22 protein-coding genes are annotated in these 22,528 nt (G+C 28.7%); 10 read left to right on the top strand and 12 right to left on the bottom strand.

Annotated elements, in window-relative coordinates:
• Nucleotides 1-130 precede the first annotated feature (130 nt).
• Nucleotides 131-1,093, top strand: coding sequence for a hypothetical protein (locus tag IPK18_00995; protein QQR98147.1), 963 nt, complete (start codon nt 131-133; stop codon nt 1,091-1,093).
• Between the two features lie 81 nt (nt 1,094-1,174).
• Here the strand turns inward: IPK18_00995 and rpmA are convergent, their stop codons facing one another.
• From rpmA to IPK18_00940, 11 genes are all read right to left on the bottom strand, one after another.
• Entirely contained in the window at nt 1,175-1,423 is a 249-nt protein-coding gene (rpmA, locus tag IPK18_00990) for a 50S ribosomal protein L27 (protein ID QQR98146.1), read from the bottom strand.
• A 13-nt stretch (nt 1,424-1,436) separates the two neighbouring features.
• Nucleotides 1,437-1,745 (bottom strand): 50S ribosomal protein L21, encoded by a 309-nt coding sequence (gene rplU / locus IPK18_00985; GenBank protein ID QQR98145.1) that lies wholly within the window; start codon nt 1,743-1,745, stop codon nt 1,437-1,439.
• A gap of 94 nt (nt 1,746-1,839) precedes the next feature.
• Nucleotides 1,840-2,403 (bottom strand): ribosome recycling factor, encoded by a 564-nt coding sequence (gene frr, locus IPK18_00980; protein ID QQR98144.1) that lies wholly within the window; start codon nt 2,401-2,403, stop codon nt 1,840-1,842.
• A 297-nt stretch (nt 2,404-2,700) separates the two neighbouring features.
• Nucleotides 2,701-2,922 (bottom strand): hypothetical protein, encoded by a 222-nt coding sequence (locus IPK18_00975; GenBank protein QQR98143.1) that lies wholly within the window; start codon nt 2,920-2,922, stop codon nt 2,701-2,703.
• Between the two features lie 221 nt (nt 2,923-3,143).
• On the bottom strand, nt 3,144-3,776 hold the full coding sequence (locus tag IPK18_00970; GenBank protein QQR98142.1) for a hypothetical protein: 633 nt from the start codon (nt 3,774-3,776) through the stop codon (nt 3,144-3,146).
• Between the two features lie 11 nt (nt 3,777-3,787).
• Nucleotides 3,788-4,702, bottom strand: a complete 915-nt coding sequence (locus IPK18_00965; GenBank protein QQR98141.1) for a hypothetical protein — start codon at nt 4,700-4,702, stop codon at nt 3,788-3,790.
• 33 nt (nt 4,703-4,735) lie between these two features.
• Nucleotides 4,736-4,954: a hypothetical protein gene (locus IPK18_00960; protein ID QQR98140.1), complete on the bottom strand. Its 219-nt coding sequence runs from the start codon at nt 4,952-4,954 to the stop codon at nt 4,736-4,738.
• A gap of 52 nt (nt 4,955-5,006) precedes the next feature.
• Nucleotides 5,007-6,023, bottom strand: a complete 1,017-nt coding sequence (locus tag IPK18_00955) for a PorP/SprF family type IX secretion system membrane protein (GenBank protein ID QQR98139.1) — start codon at nt 6,021-6,023, stop codon at nt 5,007-5,009.
• A 7-nt stretch (nt 6,024-6,030) separates the two neighbouring features.
• Complete coding sequence (locus IPK18_00950) at nt 6,031-9,246, bottom strand: gliding motility-associated C-terminal domain-containing protein (GenBank protein ID QQR98138.1); 3,216 nt, start codon at nt 9,244-9,246, stop codon at nt 6,031-6,033.
• 382 nt (nt 9,247-9,628) lie between these two features.
• Entirely contained in the window at nt 9,629-10,918 is a 1,290-nt protein-coding gene (locus IPK18_00945; protein ID QQR98137.1) for a hypothetical protein, read from the bottom strand.
• Between the two features lie 32 nt (nt 10,919-10,950).
• Nucleotides 10,951-12,792, bottom strand: a complete 1,842-nt coding sequence (locus IPK18_00940) for a neutral/alkaline non-lysosomal ceramidase N-terminal domain-containing protein (GenBank protein QQR98136.1) — start codon at nt 12,790-12,792, stop codon at nt 10,951-10,953.
• Between the two features lie 61 nt (nt 12,793-12,853).
• Between IPK18_00940 and IPK18_00935 the strand changes: the two genes are divergently transcribed.
• From IPK18_00935 to IPK18_00895, 9 genes are all read left to right on the top strand, one after another.
• Entirely contained in the window at nt 12,854-14,362 is a 1,509-nt protein-coding gene (locus IPK18_00935; protein QQR98135.1) for an oligosaccharide flippase family protein, read from the top strand.
• Nucleotides 14,363-14,388: 26 nt separating this feature from the next.
• Complete coding sequence (locus IPK18_00930) at nt 14,389-14,832, top strand: hypothetical protein (protein QQR98134.1); 444 nt, start codon at nt 14,389-14,391, stop codon at nt 14,830-14,832.
• A gap of 3 nt (nt 14,833-14,835) precedes the next feature.
• The gene (locus IPK18_00925) at nt 14,836-16,092 is read left to right on the top strand and encodes a class I SAM-dependent methyltransferase (protein ID QQR98133.1); all 1,257 of its coding nucleotides are present in this window, start codon (nt 14,836-14,838) and stop codon (nt 16,090-16,092) included.
• 10 nt (nt 16,093-16,102) lie between these two features.
• Nucleotides 16,103-16,891 carry an FkbM family methyltransferase gene (locus tag IPK18_00920; protein QQR98132.1) on the top strand — a complete coding sequence of 263 codons (789 nt, stop codon included), beginning with the start codon at nt 16,103-16,105 and terminating at the stop codon, nt 16,889-16,891.
• 208 nt (nt 16,892-17,099) lie between these two features.
• Nucleotides 17,100-17,639, top strand: coding sequence for an FkbM family methyltransferase (locus tag IPK18_00915; GenBank protein ID QQR99272.1), 540 nt, complete (start codon nt 17,100-17,102; stop codon nt 17,637-17,639).
• A gap of 1 nt (nt 17,640) precedes the next feature.
• Nucleotides 17,641-18,513: a GDP-mannose 4,6-dehydratase gene (locus IPK18_00910; protein ID QQR98131.1), complete on the top strand. Its 873-nt coding sequence runs from the start codon at nt 17,641-17,643 to the stop codon at nt 18,511-18,513.
• 215 nt (nt 18,514-18,728) lie between these two features.
• Nucleotides 18,729-19,613, top strand: coding sequence for a hypothetical protein (locus IPK18_00905; protein QQR98130.1), 885 nt, complete (start codon nt 18,729-18,731; stop codon nt 19,611-19,613).
• Between the two features lie 10 nt (nt 19,614-19,623).
• Nucleotides 19,624-20,640, top strand: a complete 1,017-nt coding sequence (locus tag IPK18_00900) for a glycosyltransferase family 2 protein (GenBank protein ID QQR98129.1) — start codon at nt 19,624-19,626, stop codon at nt 20,638-20,640.
• A gap of 3 nt (nt 20,641-20,643) precedes the next feature.
• A complete protein-coding gene (locus IPK18_00895) occupies nt 20,644-21,534 on the top strand; it encodes an alpha-1,2-fucosyltransferase (GenBank protein ID QQR98128.1) in 891 nt (296 codons plus the stop codon).
• On the opposite strand, the gene IPK18_00890 is transcribed toward IPK18_00895, so the two are convergent.
• A complete protein-coding gene (locus IPK18_00890; GenBank protein QQR98127.1) occupies nt 21,527-22,459 on the bottom strand; it encodes a hypothetical protein in 933 nt (310 codons plus the stop codon). The two genes, IPK18_00895 and IPK18_00890, sit on opposite strands and share 8 nt — an antisense overlap.
• Between the last annotated feature and the right edge of the window lie 69 nt (nt 22,460-22,528).

Below are 22,528 nucleotides of genomic sequence, written 5' to 3'. Positions count from 1 at the left end.
TATCGTATTTCCAGAAACTACCTATCAATGGATTATAGATGCAAACCAAGACAATATCTTACCAGAAAATGTAAAAGTTGATAGACCAGAACTCATTACACAAGCTCAAAACAAATGGAGCAGAAAACTAATGAGTGCAAAAGTATTACAATTACTAACTGAGGAAACAGAACTTATTCTCCAAAATATTGATAGTATCCAAAACTATGACCAACAAATTTGGGACAAAGCAAAAAAACAATGGGATAAAATTGCAGACTACCAAAAGAAAGGAGAGATTACTTGGGAGCAAACTTCACTCTTAAAAGAAAAAATAAATCTAGTTTTCGATGCATTAAAAGCAGTAAAAAGAATTACTTCCGAGCATGATGTAGAACAAAGCAGAGTTTTAGCCAAAGCATTTGATGCACAAATTAGTGGATTACAAAGTCAATTAATTTATCCAGACCAATGGAAAAAATTATTAGATGATTTAAAGAAAATCCAAGATGAGATAAAAGAAGCACCAATTCGTTGGAATAATAAACGTAGCTTATACGATAAAATAAATCTGATTTATGATGATTTGAAAAAATATAGAGCAACAGAAAATATCAATAAATCAAAATCAAGAATTACAAAACTAAAACAAATCTTAGCTGGTGTTGTAGAATCTATAGAAAGAGAAAAGGATAACTACAATATGCAAGTAGAAAAAATGCAACACTACACCAGAGGCAGAATGCAGCTAGATGAAATAAAAAATAGATTTAATTATATATTAGATAGAATTAAAGAAAAAGAAAATAAAGCTGCAGATATTAAAAAGACTATTGCTGAAGTTGAAAAACTATTAGCAAAAGAAACTTACAGACAAGAGCAGCAACAAAAAGAAAAAGCAAAAGAAGCTACAAAACAAACAAACGAACAAAACGTACAAGAAGAAACTGTAGTAACGCAAGAGCAAGCTGTTGTCAGCGAAGCACCATCAGTAGAAGTATTAGCAGAAACTGCTCAACCTGAAACAGAAATCACAAATGAAGAAGAAAAAGTAGAGGAAACAATTATTGCAGAAAATGCAGAACAATTAGAGCAAACTCAACCTATTGAATAATTATAAATAAGTTTTCTAAGGTTTAAATAAAAAAAAGTGCATCAATAGATGCACTTTTTATATAATTGGATATAAGCTTTATTAAGCTACGCTTACAAAAGTTCTATCTTTAAATCCTTTTCTGAAAGAAACTACACCATCAACCAAAGCAAAAATAGTGTGGTCTTTACCAATACCAACACCATCACCTGGATGAAATTTTGTACCTCTTTGTCTGATAATGATATTACCAGGAATTACAGTTTGTCCACCATATATTTTTACGCCAAGTCTTTTGCTTTCAGACTCTCTACCGTTTTTTGAACTACCAACGCCTTTCTTGTGTGCCATCGTTTATAATTTTTTAAGCTATTGAATCAATTTTTATTTTTGTTAATGATTGTCTAAAACCATTTTTAACTTTATAACCTTTTCTTCTTTTTTTCTTGAATACCAAAACTTTGTCATCTTTAAGCTGCTCTACAATAGTTGCAGATACTGTGCTTCCAGCTACTGTTGGTGCTCCAACTGTAGTTCCACTGTCACCAGATACTAAAAGTACTTTATCAAAAGTTACTTTATCACCAGCATTTCCAGCTAATTTATATACAAAAATTTCTTGATCAGCACTTACTTTAAATTGATGACCACCTATTTCTACTAACGCAAACATAATTTTCTTTATTTCGAGTTGCAAAGATACATATTTTTTACTGATTTCGTATCTTTTTTTTAAATTTTATATTTTGATAAAATTACACGACAATTTATATCGTTAAAATTTCTTCTTCTTTAAGTTGTAACATCTTGTCTACTTTTGTAATGTGCTCATTTGTAAGATTTTGCACATTCGATTCAGCATCTTTAGCCAAATCTTCAGAAAGTCCATCTTTTTGCAAATCTTTAATAGTTTCGTTGGCTTCCTTTCTTGCATTTCTAATTACTATTTTGCATTGTTCACCTTCACTTTTAGATTGTTTTACCAAATCACGTCTACGTTCTTCAGTCATTGGTGGAATTTGCAATCTAATGTTTTCACCGTCATTTTGTGGCGTTACACCAATATTACTTTGAAAAATAGCTCTTTCCACATCACCAATCAATTTTTTTTCAAATGGTTGTATCAACAATGTTCTAGTATTTAGTAATTTTATACCTGCAACTTGATTTAATGGTGTAGGCATACCATAGTATTCTACAGTAATTCCATTGAGCATATCTGGACTTGCTTTTCCTGCTCTTATTTTTCTTAAATCTTCTTCCAAAAATTTCAACGCTTTAAACATTGATGATTTTGTTTCTTCTAAAATGAGTTGTACTTCTTCGTTCATAAAAATTGCTATGTACAAAAATAATTAATCCAATTGTATTTTTTTAATTTATTACAAAAAAAAGAGTCGCCTCTATATTTGGGCGACTCTTTTTAAAAACGTTTTGTCAAAAATTCAAATTATGCTTGAACTTTTTCTTTAGCAGCTTTAGTAGCTTTTTTTACTTCTTCTTTAACTTCTTTAGTAGCAGCTTTAACTTTAGTTTCAGTTGTGTTTACTAAGTTTTTTACTCTTTCAGCATTTCTACCATAAGTGTTTTTTAATTCACCTACTAAGATGTTTAATTCTTCTTGAACATCAGCTTGTACTTTTTCTACAGTAAAAGGACCTTTTTAATTTAGCTTGAACTCTTTCAGATGTAGTTTTGATGTTGTTTTTTTGAACTTCTAACTCATCTTGAGCTTCGCTGATTACATTTTTTAATGTAGATTCTGCTGTGTACTTTAACTCGTTAAAGTTTGTTTTGCTCTCAGATACAAAAGTATCTACTGCTTCTTTGATTTTTTGTGTAAATTCCATTTTTAAAAAGATTTATTTGGTTAAATAATATGACGCAAATTTACATCCAAATCTAGCCATATGTCAAATTTTTTTAATTATCAAATTCTGATATTAGAATGTACTTTGTATAACTTATAGGTTACCAAAATGTGAAAGTTAAACTTAAATCAATCTTTGATGTTTGAAAATTAAACTAAAGTAAACTATAAGTAAAATCAAAAATATCAATGTTACTTTAGTTATTGATTTACCTTTTTTTGATAGAGAATAAAATATTTTTTTTCTTCAATTTTTTCAAAATTATTCATGATAAATGCAACAAGTGGATATTGTTTTCCTTCGTCTATTTGTGGTACAAAACCATCAGCTAGCCATGCTGTTTGGTATTTTGGAATAGCAAATATTATTTGTTTTTTTTCTTGCATAATTTTATTCGTAAGCATTTCTATAACTTTTGGGTTTGCAGTTTCTGTTTTGTTTGCCCAATTTATTTTTATTGCAGATTGATATGCATGGTTAATATTACAAGCTGTAAAATCGGGCACTATTTCCAAATTATTATATTGTTGTTTGAGTTGTTTGAGTTCAATTAATACTTGATAAGTATTGCTGTTTGTATAAATACCATTTGCGCCATCTATTATATTATTTAGTTTGTAATTAATTTCTGTCACAGATTTTTCTCTATATATAATATTATATCTAACATATATAAATGATGTTATTGATACTAAACATAAAAACAATACAATATTGGTGTGTTTGTGTAGAATATTATAGTGTAAGGCAAATATTGTTGCAATACATGAGCCAACAAACAAAGCTGGAGTATGATAGCCTATAGATATACTCGCAGACCATGCAATAAGCATTGTTGTGAAAATTACTTTTCTTTTTTGCTATCATTTATATTAGAAATAAGTTCTGTAATCAAAATTCCAAATACTAGAAAACTATATTTTCCTGTATAATGTTCAGTTGTTAGTAATATAATGTAAATTAGTATTATAAATATTATAATTAATATGTGTTTGTTATTTTTGTTTTTTCCTATCAAATATGCAACTGCCGCAATGTAGATAGTATAGTTTTTTAGATATGAAAATACACCAACTTCAAATAAATTGACATGAGAATTAATTTGATTATAAAAATCATCTAAGCCATCATTTACAAATAATACCAATAAGTATATACAAATTGGTAGCATACTAAAAAATAGTTTTAGTATATAATTTTTATTGCCATACAAAAATATGGTAATTGGTACAAGTAATAAAAAATTCTGTTTGCATAATGTTGCATATCCAATAAATAAATAGCCTAGTAAACTAAATTTTTTATCTAAGCTAATGATGAATAAACCCAATACACTACATAGTATAGCATCTACTGTATGTATTGCCATTGCTGGAAAATAATGTATGTTTAAAATGTATATTAAAATAATTATACAATATTTTAATAAGTAGCTATTTTCAAATTTTAATTGTCTTTTTAAAAATTCATACCAAAAAATTGCAATTAGCATTTGTTCTATCCAAAATATTAACCTTGAGAATAGATATAAATGATTATTGAAAAATAATTCTGGAAGGTGAAGAATAGAGCTGCCAATTGGTCTTATTGATATAAAATCTACATGCGGAATTTGTCCATGTAAAATACAATTGGAAATATGTAATATAAAACCTTCATCAGTTGGATTGAATCCAAACTTTGAAAATAGAACATGTGTTACTGAAACTACTAATACAGCAAAGAAAATATAACTTATTTTTTCTTTGCTTACATGCATGAATATAAAATATTATGACAACTAATATTTCTATTATAAAATACCACCACCCATTATTAGTCTAACGATACCTATAACAATTGCGATGATGTTTAATATCTTACCATTTCTTGAATTGCCAATTAAAGCAAAGATTAATCCAATAACAGCAAATGGAATATTTAGCCAATTGAACCAACCTAAAAATGGAACAAAGCCTAACAACATTCCAAGCACAGATAAAATTCCAAATATTACACTTAAAGTTCCCATGATTTTATTTTTAGTTGTGTAAAGCTATAAATAATTTTTAATGTTTCAAAACCTAAAACACTTTTGGGAAATGCATTTTTTTGTATGGCTTTTTGTTGCTTCTTGTTAAAAATGTATTTTGATATATAATTGATGCTTCAATTGCGCCAACAGTGTTGCTTGCTCGTATCAATTTTGAAGTATTTATGTCGTATGAAATATTAAGTGTAAAATGCTTGTAAGATGCTTGTGCAGAAAGTACCACAGCATCTAATACTCTATATCCAACACCAAAACCAAGCACATAAATATTGTCTTTTATATTAAATTGATTGTTGTCCGACGTGTATTTAAACATGCTTCCAAACAACAACTTATATTCTGGAAGTTGCATTTGTGCCAATACGTAAGGCAAAATTATAAATTGATTAAATTGTGCTTCCATACCAAAACTATAAACAAATCTTGGCTTTTGTCTTATTTTTTTGTTGTCAAAGAAAGATACATTTTGTCTTGCTAAATTATTGGCAGATGCACCAAAATGAAATTTTATGGCATCACTCAAATTAAAAAATAGAATTGCACCAGTTCCTAATCTAAAATATTTATTCTTTGCATTTTGATAATTTTCTAAGACATCAGGTTGTGAGAAATTAAAATTTTCGCCATCAAACCCAGATTCTAAAGTTACTTTGCCAAGATTCACTTTCCTAAATGCATAGCCAGCTTGTATGCCAATTGATAAATAGAATTTTTGTTTTTTATCTAATGCTTTGATGTATGAAAAATTTGCCAATAATGAATTGTCCATGTAGCCAATATTGCCAGCTCTATCAAAAAAACCATTTATTCCAACACCAATAATTGTATTATTATCATTTTTTTGTTTTAATAATGAAAAATCTGCACCAAAACCTAAGGTATTAAAGGTATTTCCAATTGTTGGTGCTTGGTTACGATAAATTAAACCACCACGCACATCATCATCAAAAAATCCTGTGTACGCTGGATTGAAGAAATAAGGTATTTGTCTTACATCAGAAAAATGTATTTCTTGAGCTATTGTATTTTGGCAACAAAAAACTAACAATAATATTTTAACGTAGTAGCGTAACATTTCCTTTTTTAAATGATGTAGTACCATCTTTACAAATAGCTTCTATATAATAAATAAACACATTTGGATCTAACAAAACACCTTTGTATGTGCCGTCCCAACCACGATTCAAATCATTTGTTTCAAACACCAAATTTCCCCATCTATCAAAAATTCTAAATATTGTAATTGATTTTATTCTATTGCCCAATGGTCTAAAAGTCTCGTTGATTCCATTTCCATTTGGTGTAAATGTATTTGGTAGATAAATACAATCTTCGGTATTAATAAGAATTTCTATTTCTGCATTTGATACACATCCAAACTCATTCTCCGCTTGTACTTTAAATTGTGTTATATCTTGTAGAATAGCAAATGGATTTTGAATAGATGAATTGTTTAATAAATCAGCAGGTTGCCATATAATATTATATAGTGTTTGGTCTGAGTTGATATCTAAATATACAGTATCGTTTTTTTCTATTTTTATTTTATTTGGCTTAATTTCTAATGTTGGATTTGGAGAAATATTTATATTCAATACAATGCTACTATCACATCCTTTTGAAGTTTGTAGTTTATGTGTGTACACACCACTACTTGTAATAATACTTCCAAAAAACTCATAATTATCACTACTACAAGCAGAATCTATTAGTCTTGTTTCTTTTATTGGATTTGAAGTCAATTTTATTGTTACGATAGAATCACAACCACGATTGTTTTTGATGGTATCTTTGTATGTTCCAGCATTGCTTACAGATTTTCCACTTGGTAAAATATAAGACGTACCTTGGCAGAATTCTGCACTTGTATTTCCAATAAGAATAGGCGAGATGGTAAGTTTAGTAACAACCACCGAATCGCAACCTTGATTGTTTTTGATGGTGTCTCTGTATGTCCCAGCAGCCGAAACAATTGTACCTTTTGGTAAAGTGTAAGTTGAGCCAGCGCAAATCGTCACATTATTATTTTCAGATAAAACAGAAGCAACAGTCAGATTAGTAACGACCACCGAATCGCAACCTAGATTGTTTTTGATGGTATCATTGTAAGTTCCTGCAATTGAAACGACTGTACCTTTTGGTAAAGTGTAAGACGAGCCAGCACAGATTGTAACGTTGTTATTTTCAGACAAAATAGAAGCAACAGTTAAGTTAGTAACAACCACAGAATCGCAACCTTGATTGTTTTTTATAGTATCACGATAAGTACCAGCAGTTGAAACAATATTTCCTTTTGGTAAAGTGTAAGTTGAGCCAGCACAGATTGTAACGTTGTTATCTTCTGATAAAACAGAAGCAACAGTCAGATTAGTGATTACAATAGAATCGCAACCTTGATTGTTTTTGATGGTATCTTTGTAAGTTCCAGCATTTGAAACTACTGTACCTTTTGGTAAAGTGTATGTTGAGCCAGCGCAAATTGTCACATTATTATTTTCAGATAAAACAGAAGCAACAGTCAGATTAGTAACGACCACCGAATCGCAACCTTGATTGTTTTTGATGGTATCTTTGTAAGTACCAGCAGTTGAAACGACCGTTCCTTTTGGTAAAGTATAGGTTGAGCCAGCGCAGATTGTAACGTTATTATTTTCAGATAAAACAGAAGCAACAGTCAAGTTTGTTACAACTACAGAATCGCAACCTTGATTGTTTTTGATGGTGTCTCTGTATGTTCCAGCAGTTGAAACTACTGTACCTTTTGGCAAAGTATAGGTTGAGCCAGCGCAGATTGTAACGTTGTTATTTCCTGATAGAATAGGTGAGATGGTAAGTTTAGTAATAACCACAGAATCACAACCTTGATTGTTTTTGATGGTGTCCTTGTAAGTTCCAGCTGTTGAAACAATTGTACCTTTTGGTAAAGTGTAAGACGAGCCAGCACAAATCGTTACATTATTATTTTCAGACAAAATAGAAGCAACAGTCAAGTTTGTTACAACTACAGAATCGCAACCTTGGTTGTTTTTGATGGTATCACGATAAGTACCTGCAGTTGAAACGACTGTACCTTTTGGTAGAGTGTAAGTTGAGCCAGAACAAATCGTAATATTATTATTTTCAGATAAAACAGAAGCAACAGTCAGATTAGTTACAACCACAGAATCACAACCTTGATTGTTTTTGATAGTATCACGATAAGTTCCAGCAGTTGAAACAATTGTACCTTTTGGTAAAGTGTAAGTTGAACCAGCGCAGATTGTTACATTATTATTTTCTGATAATGCAGAAGCAATAGTCAGATTAGTTACAACCACAGAATCACAACCTTGATTGTTTTTGATAGTATCACGATAAGTTCCAGCAGTTGAAACAATTATACCTTTTGGTAAAGTGTATGTTGAGCCAGCACAGATTGTAACGTTGTTATTTTCAGACAAAATAGAAGCAACAGTCAAGTTTGTTACAACCACAGAATCGCAACCTAAATTGTTTTTGATGGTATCACGATAAGTACCAGCTGTTGAAACAACTGTGCCTTTTGGTAGAGTGTAAGTTGAGCCAGCACAAATGGTAACATTATTATTTTCAGATAAAACAGAAGCGACAGTCAAGTTTGTAACAACAACAGAATCGCAACCTTGATTGTTTTTGATGGTATCACGATAAGTTCCAGCAGTTGAAACAATAGTACCTTTTGGTAAAGTGTAAGTTGAGCCAGCACAGATTGTAACGTTGTTATTTTCAGACAAAATAGAAGCAACAGTCAAGTTTGTTACAACCACAGAATCGCAACCTAAATTGTTTTTGATGGTATCACGATAAGTACCAGCTGTTGAAACAACTGTGCCTTTTGGTAAAGTGTAAGTTGAGCCAGCACAAATCGTCACATTATTATTTTCAGACAAAATAGAATTTATTGTTAGATTAGTTATTATTATTGAATCGCAATTTTTAATATTTGTTAGCGTATCATAATATATTCCATTTGTATTATAAATTTTTCCATTAATGTTGTATGTTGTTCCAAAACATATATTTTGAATATTATTGAAAATATATGTTTCTCTTACTTCTAATTGAGTAATAATAATGCTATCACAATTTTTACTGTTTGTAAGTGTGTCGTAATATATTCCATTCTGATAGTACTTTTTACCAAATAAAAATATAGTATCGCCTTCGCAGATACTTTTTGGATTATTGAATACACTCTTTTTATTAATAGTAATATTATATGTAACAATGCTATCGCAACCTACACTATTCACTAAAGTATCTTTTGCAACGGTTGTATTATAATAAATTTTGTTATTTAATACTATGCTATCGCACGCAATAAAATTATGTGTTGCAGAAGATGGTTCTTTTAATTTTACAAATGTGTTGATTACACTATCACATTCGTTTGCTCTACTAACATTGCTAGTGACAGTTGTTTCACTATTAATAACTCTTACTACGCCATCAGGAAAACGATGACTACTTCCTCTACAAACATAAATAGTATCATAATAATTTATCTTTGATGGATAACTATATCTTGCAACATAACCACTTATTAATCCTGAACTTGTTTGTAATGCAAATAAATTTGTTGGAGCATTATTATCAAAATTAAGTATACCTGTAAAGAAACCAGCGATATAAAGATTATTTTTTTACACTTGTAATACTATTTCCAAAATTTACACCAAGTGTGCCTGAAAGTTTGTATGCGTTTTTATATGTTCCATCAAAATTTAGAGTTGAAAAATAAATATCTACAATATCTGCAGTAAGATTGGCTACGCCAGCATTTGGATCAAAATCTGATGTGCCTGAAAAAAAACCAGTATAGAGTACATAATCACAAGGATCAACAGCAATATCCAAAGCATCTTCTCCTGAAGTTCCACCAATTTGTTTTGCCCAAACTAATTCGCCCAAACTATTCATTTTTACAATACAAATATCTCTGTCGCCTTTTGAAGTATAAGAAAGATTGATACTTGGATCTGGATTGAAATCTGCACTGCCTTGGAATGCACAAGCTAAATATATGTATTCGTTTGTGAAATTAATTGCTATAGAACTGACAAAAGTTTTCCCTGTTGCACCACTTGGTGTGAATTGTTTTTGCCAAATACTATTTCCATTCGTAGCATTTACAGTATTTACATAACTTGTATTAATATTGTTAGCATATTCTGCAACGAAGTATATAATATTATTTGTTTTGTCTACTTCTAATTGTTTGATTTTTGTATCTTTTGTAGAATATGCATTTGCCCAAACAAAATCACCATTTGTATTTAATTTTAGTAAAAATCCTGCTGTAAGTGTGGTGGCTGGCAATAAGTTTGTTCCACTACCTGGATCAAAATCTACTGTTGTGTTTGATGTGTAATATCCACAAATGTACACATCATTACTTGCGTCAGATTTTATGTCGTTTGCTTTGTCATTTCCATTGGAGCCAATAGTTTTTGCCCAAACAAAGTTCCCTGTTGAGTTTAATTTTACAATATAAATATCTTCATTGCCAGCTGAATATACATTGTTTACGGTAGCACTTGGATCTACGTCCAAACTATCTTTAAACGAACCTACAATATATACATTGTTGTTATTGTCTACATGTACTGCACTTACAGATTTAGCAGCTCTGCTGCTGAGTTGCTTTGCCCAAATAAATCCACCATTGGCATTTAGTTTTACAATAAATACATCTGGATTGTTGTATGAATATAGATTGTATGTTGCAAAAAGGCTTGGATTAAAATCGACAGTATCTTGAAATGTACCAACTGTGTATATATTGCCAGCATTGTCTCTACATGTTTGAACAGCTGCATCTAAACCATTGCCTCCAAATTTTACATTCCATTGATAGGTGGCTTGCGCATGAATATTAACATGAGTAATTGCAATACATATAAGTATGAGTAAAACTTTCTTCATTAAAATTCAGCACACTAAAATACATAAATGAATTAATTCTTTTGAATAATTTGGTCAATTTTGGTATTATATTTTTCTCCTTTTCTGCTGATTAAGTTTTCCTTTTTATTCAGTTTTTTTTCTACTTTTTTATAATAAGGACTTTTAAAGTAATTAAATCGTATTAGGTAATTCTCAGAAATTGGTGCTTCTTCTAAAAATGGAATATTTCTATCGGCTGATTTTTTATTTAATTCTATACATAAATCATTGGTAACTTGTTGCAACGCATTTAAACTCCATTGACCAAATACGCAATGTCCAGCTTCATAATCTTGCACTTGATATTCTTCATAAGTAGTAATGTAACCATTGTATGCATTAGAATATGGACATAGTATAACTTGTTCTATGCCATATGGAAATAATGCATCTTCAATTGTTTTTCTATACCTCCAGCTTGCAACTGTAGTAATTTCAAATGGAATACCAACTATGGCTATTGTACCTAATTTGAATATTTGTATAGGCAAAATTTGTGGTGCCCAAGAATGTTCGTTTAGTAAACCAAGTCTTGCAAAGTTTTTTAGATTAGCAATCATTGGGTCAGCAAAGCTTGGAACAAAGAATTTGCTGATATCTGTAAAACCAAATATTCTCTTATCACCAGACTCAAAAGCTAAATGTTTAGTACCTTGAGCTTTATATCTTCTATTTATTTTTTCTGCTTCAGCATCTGTTGTTTTCTTAGCCAATTTTAATTCTTTGTCACGAACAAAATTTGCAATCATTCTACTTGCATTTCCTAGTATTGGATGCATACCTGGTCCATCCATTTTTGAACCTTCTAAAAATGAAATTCCCATAACAGATGGAGAAGTAACAGCCCCACTTTGGCCATTATTAAATTGTGGTTTAATATCAATATTGCTAAAATCTATATATTGTTGTACGTAATCTAAAGTATCTGAGTTTACTTGTTTGTGCTCAATATGATCAATAATTTCTTTTGCTTTTTCAAATTGTAATGAACCATTGAATTTTGAACTTTTTAAATCATCAGAAAATGAACCTTCAAATTTTCCACGTTGGAAAGGCAATTTTGGATTGTAACGAACACGAGCAGATACATCGCCACAGGCACCTTGTGCAAATGCACCAATATAATTTGGATATTTCTTTTGATAATTTCTTTCTAGATAATCTGCTGCAAATCCTTTATTGTCCGAGCAAAGTTTTGTGAAAGTATTTGGTAGATTGGTGGTATGCACAGCAAACCAATTGATAGAACCCAATAAATTACCACTTTCAGAAATAAAATTTAATAATGTCATTTCTCTATCTACTGCTAAATGTCTTTGTGAAAAGCTGTATTTCTTTACTTCAGGATTTTGATTATAAGAATTTACTGTTCTATTGAAAGAAACAGGCGTATCATCATCAAATCTTGATTTTCCAATGCTGATATTTCCTTTAACTTTGTTTTTGTCTGCTTCAACTATTGCTTCTACAATTCCTTTTACAAGTGTATCTAAAATATGTTGGATATATCCTGGTACTGAGATATTGTACACTGCATGACTTGAATATCCAGCAGGACTACAATGAGTGTGTTGTGCACACAACATTAAATTATTGTCGTTGATATTAGTTTCAGGAAAGTGTTTATATAAGTAAGCAACAACAGATTGTTTGAGCAATGGAGTGATAAATGCAATTTCACAATTGACGATTGCCAATTTTTGATGCTTATCTAAGTCTTCAAAAACAAATGCACGAGCATAGAGTGGCGTTTCTATATCAAGTGATATATGTGTGTACATTCCGTAGCCAAGCATACTTGAGCCTCTTTCAAAAGCTGTAATATCAGCTTTAGCTATTCCAATTAAAAACATTTTAGTATTTTTGTTGAAGATAAATAATGGAAGCGTAATTACAAAATATAATTAACTAAAAATGGGGATAATCCGAAGGCAAGCTTCTATAAATACTATTCTAACTTATCTAGGATTTGGAATTGGCTTTGTAAATGTAATATTATTGTACCCAAGATTACTCACTAAAGAAGAATTTGGGTTAACTAGATTATTTATAGAATTAGGTGATATTTCAACTGGAATAATATTATTTGGTGTACCATCAGTAATAATTCGATTTTACCCATACTATAAGAAGAATAAGGACAAAGATTTACTTTTCTTTTCCTTGTTATTTTGTTCAATTACAATGGTAATATGTTTAAGTATTATCTTCCTATTTAGAAATGAAATTATTGACAGGTATTGTAATGGTAGTATACTGTTTGCAAAATACTATTATCTAGTATTTTTATTAATTATTTTCAATGTTTTTCTATTTGTTTTTAATCATTTTGCAATAGCAAACGAGAAGACAATTATTGGCATGATAGGTCAACAATTGTTAAATAGATTGTTTCCAATGATTTTACTGTTATTAGTATTGTTAAAGCTAATTGATTTTAATGTTTTTATTTACTTATTTGCATTTAATGGTTTTGTTCAGCTTTTAGTATTACTGATATACATGAAACAAAATGGACTATTAGTTTTCAATACTAAAATTTCATTGACATCGAAAAAATATTTCACTCAAATTGTTACTTATGGATTAAGTATATATGTAGTGTTGGTTGTCGAAATATTAGCACAATCAATTCAAGTACTAACAATTTCACATATACATGGAATTGGAAATACTGCTGTGTACACAGTTTCTTCATATATTGCACAGATAATACAAATACCACAAAGAAGCATAGGTGTAATTGCATTGCCAATTATTGCAAAATCTTGGGTTGAAAACGATTTTGAAAATATAAATACAGTATATAAAAAATCATCATTGAATTTAACTGTATTTGGAATGTTCCTATTTTTAATTATTAATGTAAATATGGAATCTATATTTCACATTGTCGGACAAGGATATCGTGATGGTATACATGTGTGTATGTTAATGTCTTTTGCATATATAATAGACTTATCTTATGGCTTGAATAATGAGATTATTTCAACATCAAAATATTGGCGTTTTAATTCCATGACACATATATTTCTATTGTTTTTACTCATACCAACTAATTATTTTTTTATAAAACAATTTGGTATTATTGGTGCAGCATATTCATTAATTCTAAGTTTACTAATATACAATACATGGAGAATGTTATTTTTGTATAAGAAACACAAACTATTTCCATTCTCAAAAATAAATCTAATAATAATTGTATATGGTATTGGATTATTGTTGTTAATAAGATATATTTTCTCAAAATTCACATTTGAAGGTGACAATACATATATAATTTATCATTTTCTTTTTATAATTGTAAAATCAATAATAGTACTATTATTCTATCTTTTACCTATTTATTTCTTTAAAGTTTCAGAAGATTTTAATGGAATGGCAGATTCTATAATTAGAAGAATAAGAGATTATATATAAATTACTATATTTGCAAAAAAAAATGTATGGCAGAAACACTTGGAATGCTTTGTGATAAATTGACAATTGTTAAACTAAAACAATACCATAGCGAAGATGCACAACGATTAGAAAGTTTAAATAAGCAAGCAATACAACTTCAGATAGAAATAGATGAATATGTATCTGATGCAATTTGTGGTAATATTCCAATAGATAAATTAATATTTGATGCAAATAAGGTATTCAAGAAAGAAGGAAACGAAACCAAAGCAGTAATAGGAAACATAGGTGAAATATTTTCCCAACTTGCAGAAGTAAACTGTGAACTTTGGCATGAAGTAGAAAAAGGGTATGATATAGAAAACGTTCCAATAGAAGAAAAAGATAAAATAGTAAAAAACTTGGCAGTATTAAATTTGCAAAGAAACAATTGTATAGATGCCATTAATCATACTTTCCAAGAATTCGTAAAAAATAAAAATATATAAACTATGCATATAAAAAAGAGAACTACTTGTCGTGTTTGCGGTTCATCATCCTTAACTCATGTAATTAGTTTAGGACCACAATATTTACAAGGATCATTCGTAAAACCAGGAAAAGAAGAACCATCTCAACGTAAAATCAATTGTTCCTTAGTAAGATGCAATCCACAAGAAGATGAAAATGCATGTGGATTATTACAAATGGAACATGGTGTGCCACCTGAAATATTGTATGCAAGATATTGGTACAGAAGTGGCACAAATGCTACAATGAGAAACCATTTAAAAGAAATTGTAGATAGCACATTAACTTTATTGAAAAAAGATAAATGCACTGTTTTAGATATTGGTTGTAATGATGGAACATTGTTAAGCTATTATCCAGAAGGATGGGACAAATTTGGTTGTGATCCAAGTGATGTTGCACAAGAAGTGAAAATTGCCACAGTTGTACAAGATATATTTCCATCTGCAGAATTATTTAAAGTTATAGGAGACAAAAAAATGGATGTAATTACATCTATTGCAATGTTCTATGATTTAGAAAATCCTGTTGATTTTGTAAAAAGTATAAAAAAATACCTATCACCAGAAGGAATTTGGGTATTTGAGATGAGTTATATGCCTAAAATGTTAGAAATGGATAGTTATGATACCATCTGTCACGAGCATTTAGAATATTACAGTCTTGCTGTGCTAGAAAAAATTGTAGGCATGGCGGATATGAAAATATTTAAGATATCTTTTAATGACATCAATGGAGGTAGTATTCGTTGCTATGCAACACACAAAGAAAACGGTATCTACTACGCACCAAATGATCATCAATTGATGAATGAAATACGCCAAAAAGAGTTTGATTTAGAATTAGATACAGACAAGCCATACGTAGCATTTCAATATAGAATTGAAAAAGTAAAAAATGAATTACATGATTTACTTGTGAAATTTAAACAACAAGGAAAGAAAGTACACATTTATGGTGCTTCTACAAAAGGAAATACAATACTACAATGGTGTGATATTAATAATATGTTGGTAGAATATGCAGCAGAACGAAATCCAGATAAATATGGCGCATTTACATTAGGCACTAATATACCAATAATAAGCGAAGCAGAAAGTAGAGCTATGAACCCAGACTATTATTTAGTATTGCCTTGGCATTTTAAAGAAGAATTTTTAGAAAGAGAAAAAGAAGCTTTAGATAAAGGAACAGGATTTATCTTCCCAATTCCAACTATTGATATTTATAAAAAGTAAAAAAATAATAATGAAAAACCTTATAAGGCAATTTCTAAATAAAAGGAATTACGAAATTATAAAACAAGAATATAGGGGCGACAAATACCTAAATTTATCAAAAGATAAAAATGAATATTATTGTGAAACTCCGATAGGAAACTATCATTTACCATTTGAAGCTGATATGGATCCAGTTACGAGCACATTGGTTAGAGGAAAATATTTTGAACAAAATAATATTGACCTAGCTAGAAGGTTTATTACAAAAGGCTCTACTGTATTAGATATAGGTGCAAATTTTGGACAAATGTCTATTGAGTTTTCAAAAATGGTTGGAGATACAGGAACTGTCTATGCCTTTGAAGCACAAGATACTGTCTATCATTTTTTATGTAAAAATATTCAGGCAAATAAATGCACAAATATTATTGCTAAAGATGGAGCGGTTTATAATGAAAATGGAAAAATATTAATTTTTCCAGAACCAGAAATATCTGGTACACCTTTCTCATCTAATTCAATAAATCCATCATTGTCTACAGGAAGAAAAGTACAAACTTTTACGATTGACAGCCTTGGAATAGAAACACCTATTAGCTTTATGAAAGTTGATATACAAGGAAGCGATTTATTTGCAATGCAAGGTGCAAAAAATACGATTTTAAAAAATAAAATGCCAATATTCTTTGAGTTTGAACAACAATTCCAAGAACAGTTTAATACAACATTTCAAGATTACGTTGATTTTGTAGAAGATATCAATTATAAATTTATTGATGTAATTGAATCAATTAATTTTTTAATAGTACCAAAATAATTTTAATAATAATTATATTACAAATCCTAACTAAGATATGAGAATACAAAGAATCATTAGAAAATTAAAAGCGAACTATGATATACTATTAGGCAAAGCACAATATTCATATTCTCAGTTTGGAGAAGATATTTTGGTTGATTCATTTTTAAATTGGCATTAAAAAAAAACGAATCCAACTTATTTAGATCTTGGAGCAAATCATCCAATCGGTGGCAATAATACATATTATTTTTATTTGAAAAAGAGTAAAGGTGTTTGTATAGAACCTGATGTAACATTGTATAATAAGATTGTTTCTAAAAGACCAAATGATACTGTCTTAAATGTAGGCGTTGGAATAAATGATTTGAAAGAAGGCGTATTTTATTATTTCCCTGAACCATATACTGGCTGGAATACATTTTCAAAAGAAGATGCTGAAGAGAAAAAATTACAATCTGGAATTTCTTTTAAACAAGATAAAGTAATTCCGTTTGTTAATATTAATGATATCATTAAAGAACATTTTGATTCAGCACCAGATTTTATTTCTATTGATGTCGAAGGATTAGATTTTGATATAATAAAATCTATGAATTTTGATAAAGATAAACCCTTAGTTTTTTGTATAGAGACAATGGAGTTTGGCGGCGATGGACTTGGCAAAAAAAAGTATGATGTTCAAAATTTTTTAATTGAAAATGGATATGTCGTTTATGCAGACACATACATAAATACAATTTTCGTTAGAAAGGATTTGATATAATATGAAAGCTATAATATTTGGTGCAAACGGACAAGATGGCTATTATTTATCAAAAATATTAGAACAAAAAAATATTGATGTTATAGGTATTTCTCGTAGTGGATATTTTTTGCGTGTTGATATAACAAACTATAATGAAGTAGCCCAATTAATAAAGAATACTCAAGCAGATTTTATTTTTCATTTAGCAGCAAACTCTACAACAAATCACACAGCGTTATTCGAAAATCATCAAACAATATCAACGGGAACATTTAATATCTTAGAAGCAGTAAAAATATTCTCAATTCATACAAAAGTTTTTATTTGTGGTAGTGGATTACAGTTTGTAAATAATGATGCACCAATAAAAGAAACCGATGATTTTGAAGCAAGAGATGCTTATTCAGTAAGTAGAATACAATCAGTTTATGCAGCAAGATATTACAGAAGATTAGGTGTAAAAACTTATGTCGGATATCTTTTTAACCATGATAGTCCAAGACGAACAGAAAGACACATGGCAAAGAAAATTTCTGCATTAGCCAATAGAATATACAATGGAAGTGATGAAAAACTTGAAATTGGTGATATTTCAGTCATAAAAGAATGGACTTTTGCTGGCGACGTAGCACAAGGTATGTTTACATTAATAAATCAAGATAATATTTGGGAAGCAAATATTAGTTCAGGAATAGGATATTCTATAGAAGATTGGTTAGATGTTTGCTTTAAATTGATAGGTAAGAAATGGCAAGATTATATCATTCTAAAAAATGATTATACACCAGAGTACAAACAATTGGTTTCTGATGCATCTACAATTCTTTCATTAGGATGGAAACCAGCGGTAGATTTTGAAGAATTAGCAAAAATGATGATATTTAACAATTGATACAAAAACAAAAAATACTACTCATAAATTTTTATGCAAATGGTGATTGCTTATATGCAACAACAATTGCATAGCAAATAAAAAATGATTTTAAAAATTGCCATCTAACATGGGCTATATTTATACGAAGCAAAGATGTATTAAAAAATAATCCATTTATAGATGAGGTATTAGTCGTAGAATATATTCCAATAGATGATACTGCACAATTTAAGTTGTTAGAACAAAAAATTAATTATTCAGATTATAATTATGTATTTATTACGCATCCATCTTATTTAAATAATACAGCATTGTACGATGGTTGCATAAGAAGTAATGTATTTAATGCATATCCAAATCCAATAACAGTACCTATTAATCCAGTTTTACAATTGACAGATGAAGAGCTAAAAAAATGTTCAGATTTTGCACAACAAAATAATTTGAATGATTATAAAAATGTAATATTATTTGAATTTGCACCATTAAGCGGACAATTAAATATTACTAAAGAAATGGCAATTTCAATTGCAGAAGAAATAGTAAAAGATAAAAATAATGCAATAATATTATCATCAGCAAATAAAATAAATCATGAGCATAAGGCAATTATTGATGGTAGTGTATTGACATATAGAGAAACAGCAGGACTAACACATTATTGTACATTATTGTTGGGTTGCTCATCAGGAATTACTTGGATATCTACATCTACAGCAGCAAAACTGTTGCCAATGGTACAAATATTGAATCCAAATGCACTTTGGGTAAATTCAATTTCAAGAGATTTTGAAAGATTTAACCTTCCTGTAGAAAAAGTTATCGAGCTATTTGATTTTGATAACAAAAAGATTGTTGATTGTGTTACAATGGCAATAAATAATTTTCCAGAAGCAAGAAAACAATTTAATCAACAAGTACCATTACAATTTAAGACAACTACAAAAATTGTATATGAATTGTTTTGTCGTTTTAAATTTGCACAGATTTTAAAACATATCCAAGTAAATAGAAAAGTATATGGCGACAAATGGATATTCTATAAAGAAGTAATAAAAGGTATTATTACAGCACCATTTGTTCTAATACAAAATAGATTACGTAAAATGAATAGATAAATAATTTTTAATGCAAGTTTCTATTGTAATCGTCAATTATAAACAACCTAATTTAACAATTCAGTGTGTAAACTCAATAATTAAGCATACACTAAATATAAAATATGAGATAATAGTAGTTGATAATTGTTCTAAGGATGATAGTAAACAAATTATTTCAAATAAGTTTCACACAATAAAATATATCCAATTAGATGAAAATATAGGATATTCAAGAGCAAATAATATTGGCATAAATATATCAACAGGTAAATATATTCTTGTCTTGAATAATGATACAATATTTATAGAAAATATATTATTTAAATTGTGTCAATTATTAGATGAAAAACAAAATATCAGTGCAGCTTGTGTTCAGTTATATTACGAAGATATGACAAAACAGTTGAGTGGTAGCAATTTCGTTTTTTTAGGACTAAATGTTCTGCTGACATTTCCTTATATTTCAAATATTTTAAAATATATTGTAAAAAAATTAAAAGTTAAAAAACCACATCCATCAAAATCTACAGGAAAAGAAAAAGTAGATTGGATAAGTGGTGCGTTTATGTTTGTTCGTAGAAAAGATTTAATAAATATTGGTGCTTTCGATGAAGATTTCTTCTTATTTTCAGAAGAAGCAGAATGGTGTTATAGGTTAAATCAAGTTGGATATGTGGTTATATTTCCAGAACTTTCCTTAATACACTTAGGTGGAAAAACTATGTCATCTACAATTACTGATGAATCTGAAAATTATTATCCATATTGGGATAAAAAAGGATTACAATTAATGGTTTCTAATTTATTAAGAATTAGAAAACAGTATGGCGTTGTTTTAACATTTATACATCTAATGTTATATTTTTTTGCATCATTAATAGATGTATCTTGCACTACAATATTATATATGTTTACAAAATTGTTTGTAACTAAAAATAAATATTCCATAGAGAAATCAATTTCCTTTATGAAAAATTCTTTTGTTCTTTTAAGATATTTTCCATCAATTTTAATAAAAAGAAAAAAACTATATAAAGTTATATAAATTATGATAATAGTTCAATTGTATGGTGGTTTAGGTAATCAAATGTTTCAATATGCTTTTGGAACACATTTGGCAACAATAAATAATGCTGAATTAGTCTTTGATTTATCTTATGTACAAAGCAAATTACCATTTAAAAAATGGACAACACCGATGAAATATGAATTAGATATATTTCCAAATATAAATGCCAATTTAAATAGCAATATATTTTCTTCAAAGTTTATGTATCCATTTGCAAAAATTGAGTATATATTAAAATCAAAATTATTCAAAAAAAAATACAATTATTTGTATGAAGAATCAATAAATTTTAATCCAAATTTTTTAGATTTTATAGATAATACGTATGTATTTGGCAATTTTCAATCTGAAAAGTATTTTTTGGATATACAAGATAAAATAAGAACAGATTTTCAGTTTAATAAAATCACTGATGAAGTAAATTTGAATCATATACAAAAAATACAAGATTGCAATTCAGTATCTTTACATATTCGTCGTGGCGATTATATAAGTATTCAAAAAAATGCATCAAAATTTATAGCTTTAGATATTCAGTATTATGAAAATGCAATTAAAAAAATAAGTTCATTAATATCAAATCCAATATTTTTTGTTTTTTCAGATGATGTAGATTGGGTAAAACAAAACCTAAAGTCTGAGTTTGAAACACATTATATTTCAAATAATAATACAAAGACAACTAGCTACATAGATATGCAATTGATGAGTATGTGTCAGCATAATATTATTGCAAACAGCACATTTAGCTGGTGGGCAATGCTTAATTCAAATACAAATAAAATTGTCATTTCACCATCAAAATGGTTTCAGCATTTTGATGTAAATATGGATGATATACTACCAGATACATGGTTGAGAATTAATTAAAACCTTTTGTTCTGTCCCACATAAATCTGAAATAATAATTTTTTACAATATGCTTTATACTTTTGTAAAATGATTTTGGATTTGGCATAGGATCGTTAACAATTTTATCTAAAAATCTTTCAAAATTTTCTTTATTATAACATTCTGGAATTTTAGAATCAATTAAAATTGGTTCTAATAAATAAGATTTATATAAGTCAAAATTATTGTCTACTTCAATTATATGGTCTAGAAATTCTTTTTCACTTTTAAAATCATGCAATGAAATGTATTTTTTTGGATTAATATCTTCATTTAATTGCTTATCACCCCAATAAATTGGAATACAATTACTTTTAAATGCATTTATAATTTTCTCTGTAGAATATCCAGGATTTGAAGAATTTTCGAAACATAGAGAAAATTTATACGGTTTAAAAAAATCAAGTATATTCTCAACTTTTTGATTATTCATATTGTTCATGCATTTTCCACCAGAATCTATTTTCTTGTAAGTATTTGAGATATATTGAAATATTTTTTTTCTTTTCCTTGCTCTACAATATGATACCAGCATAGCACAAAATCTATTTTTTAAAGCTATTATTTTATTTACTTCTTCTAATGTTGGAATTTTTGTCAATTCAACTTCATCAATACACATTGCCCAAAGTGGATAACGATAATGATTTGGATGATTATTATAATCAAAAGTTATGCAATAGTCAGCACCATCAAAATCAGGTCTCATATTTTCGCCAGCCCAAAATACTTTCTTGCAATTATTATACCTTAAATATTGCAACCCAAAACACGAAAAAAATAAGATATCAGGTTGCTCACTAATTATTATTTTATATTTCTTTACTAATGAATTATAAATAAAATTATTCTCTTTATCAAAACCAGTACTAAAATCACAAAAATTTATCTTTATTTCTTTCACTCTACAAAAAATACATAATTACAAAGATTATTTAAAATCTCACATAAAAATCATTATTTTTGAGAAAAA

This window comes from Sphingobacteriales bacterium, from assembly GCA_016699615.1.
Classification (GTDB): Bacteria; Bacteroidota; Bacteroidia; order Chitinophagales; family JADIYW01; genus JADJSS01.
Note: the sequence above shows the minus strand (reverse complement) of the source record. Positions and strands in the feature narration are given on the sequence as shown.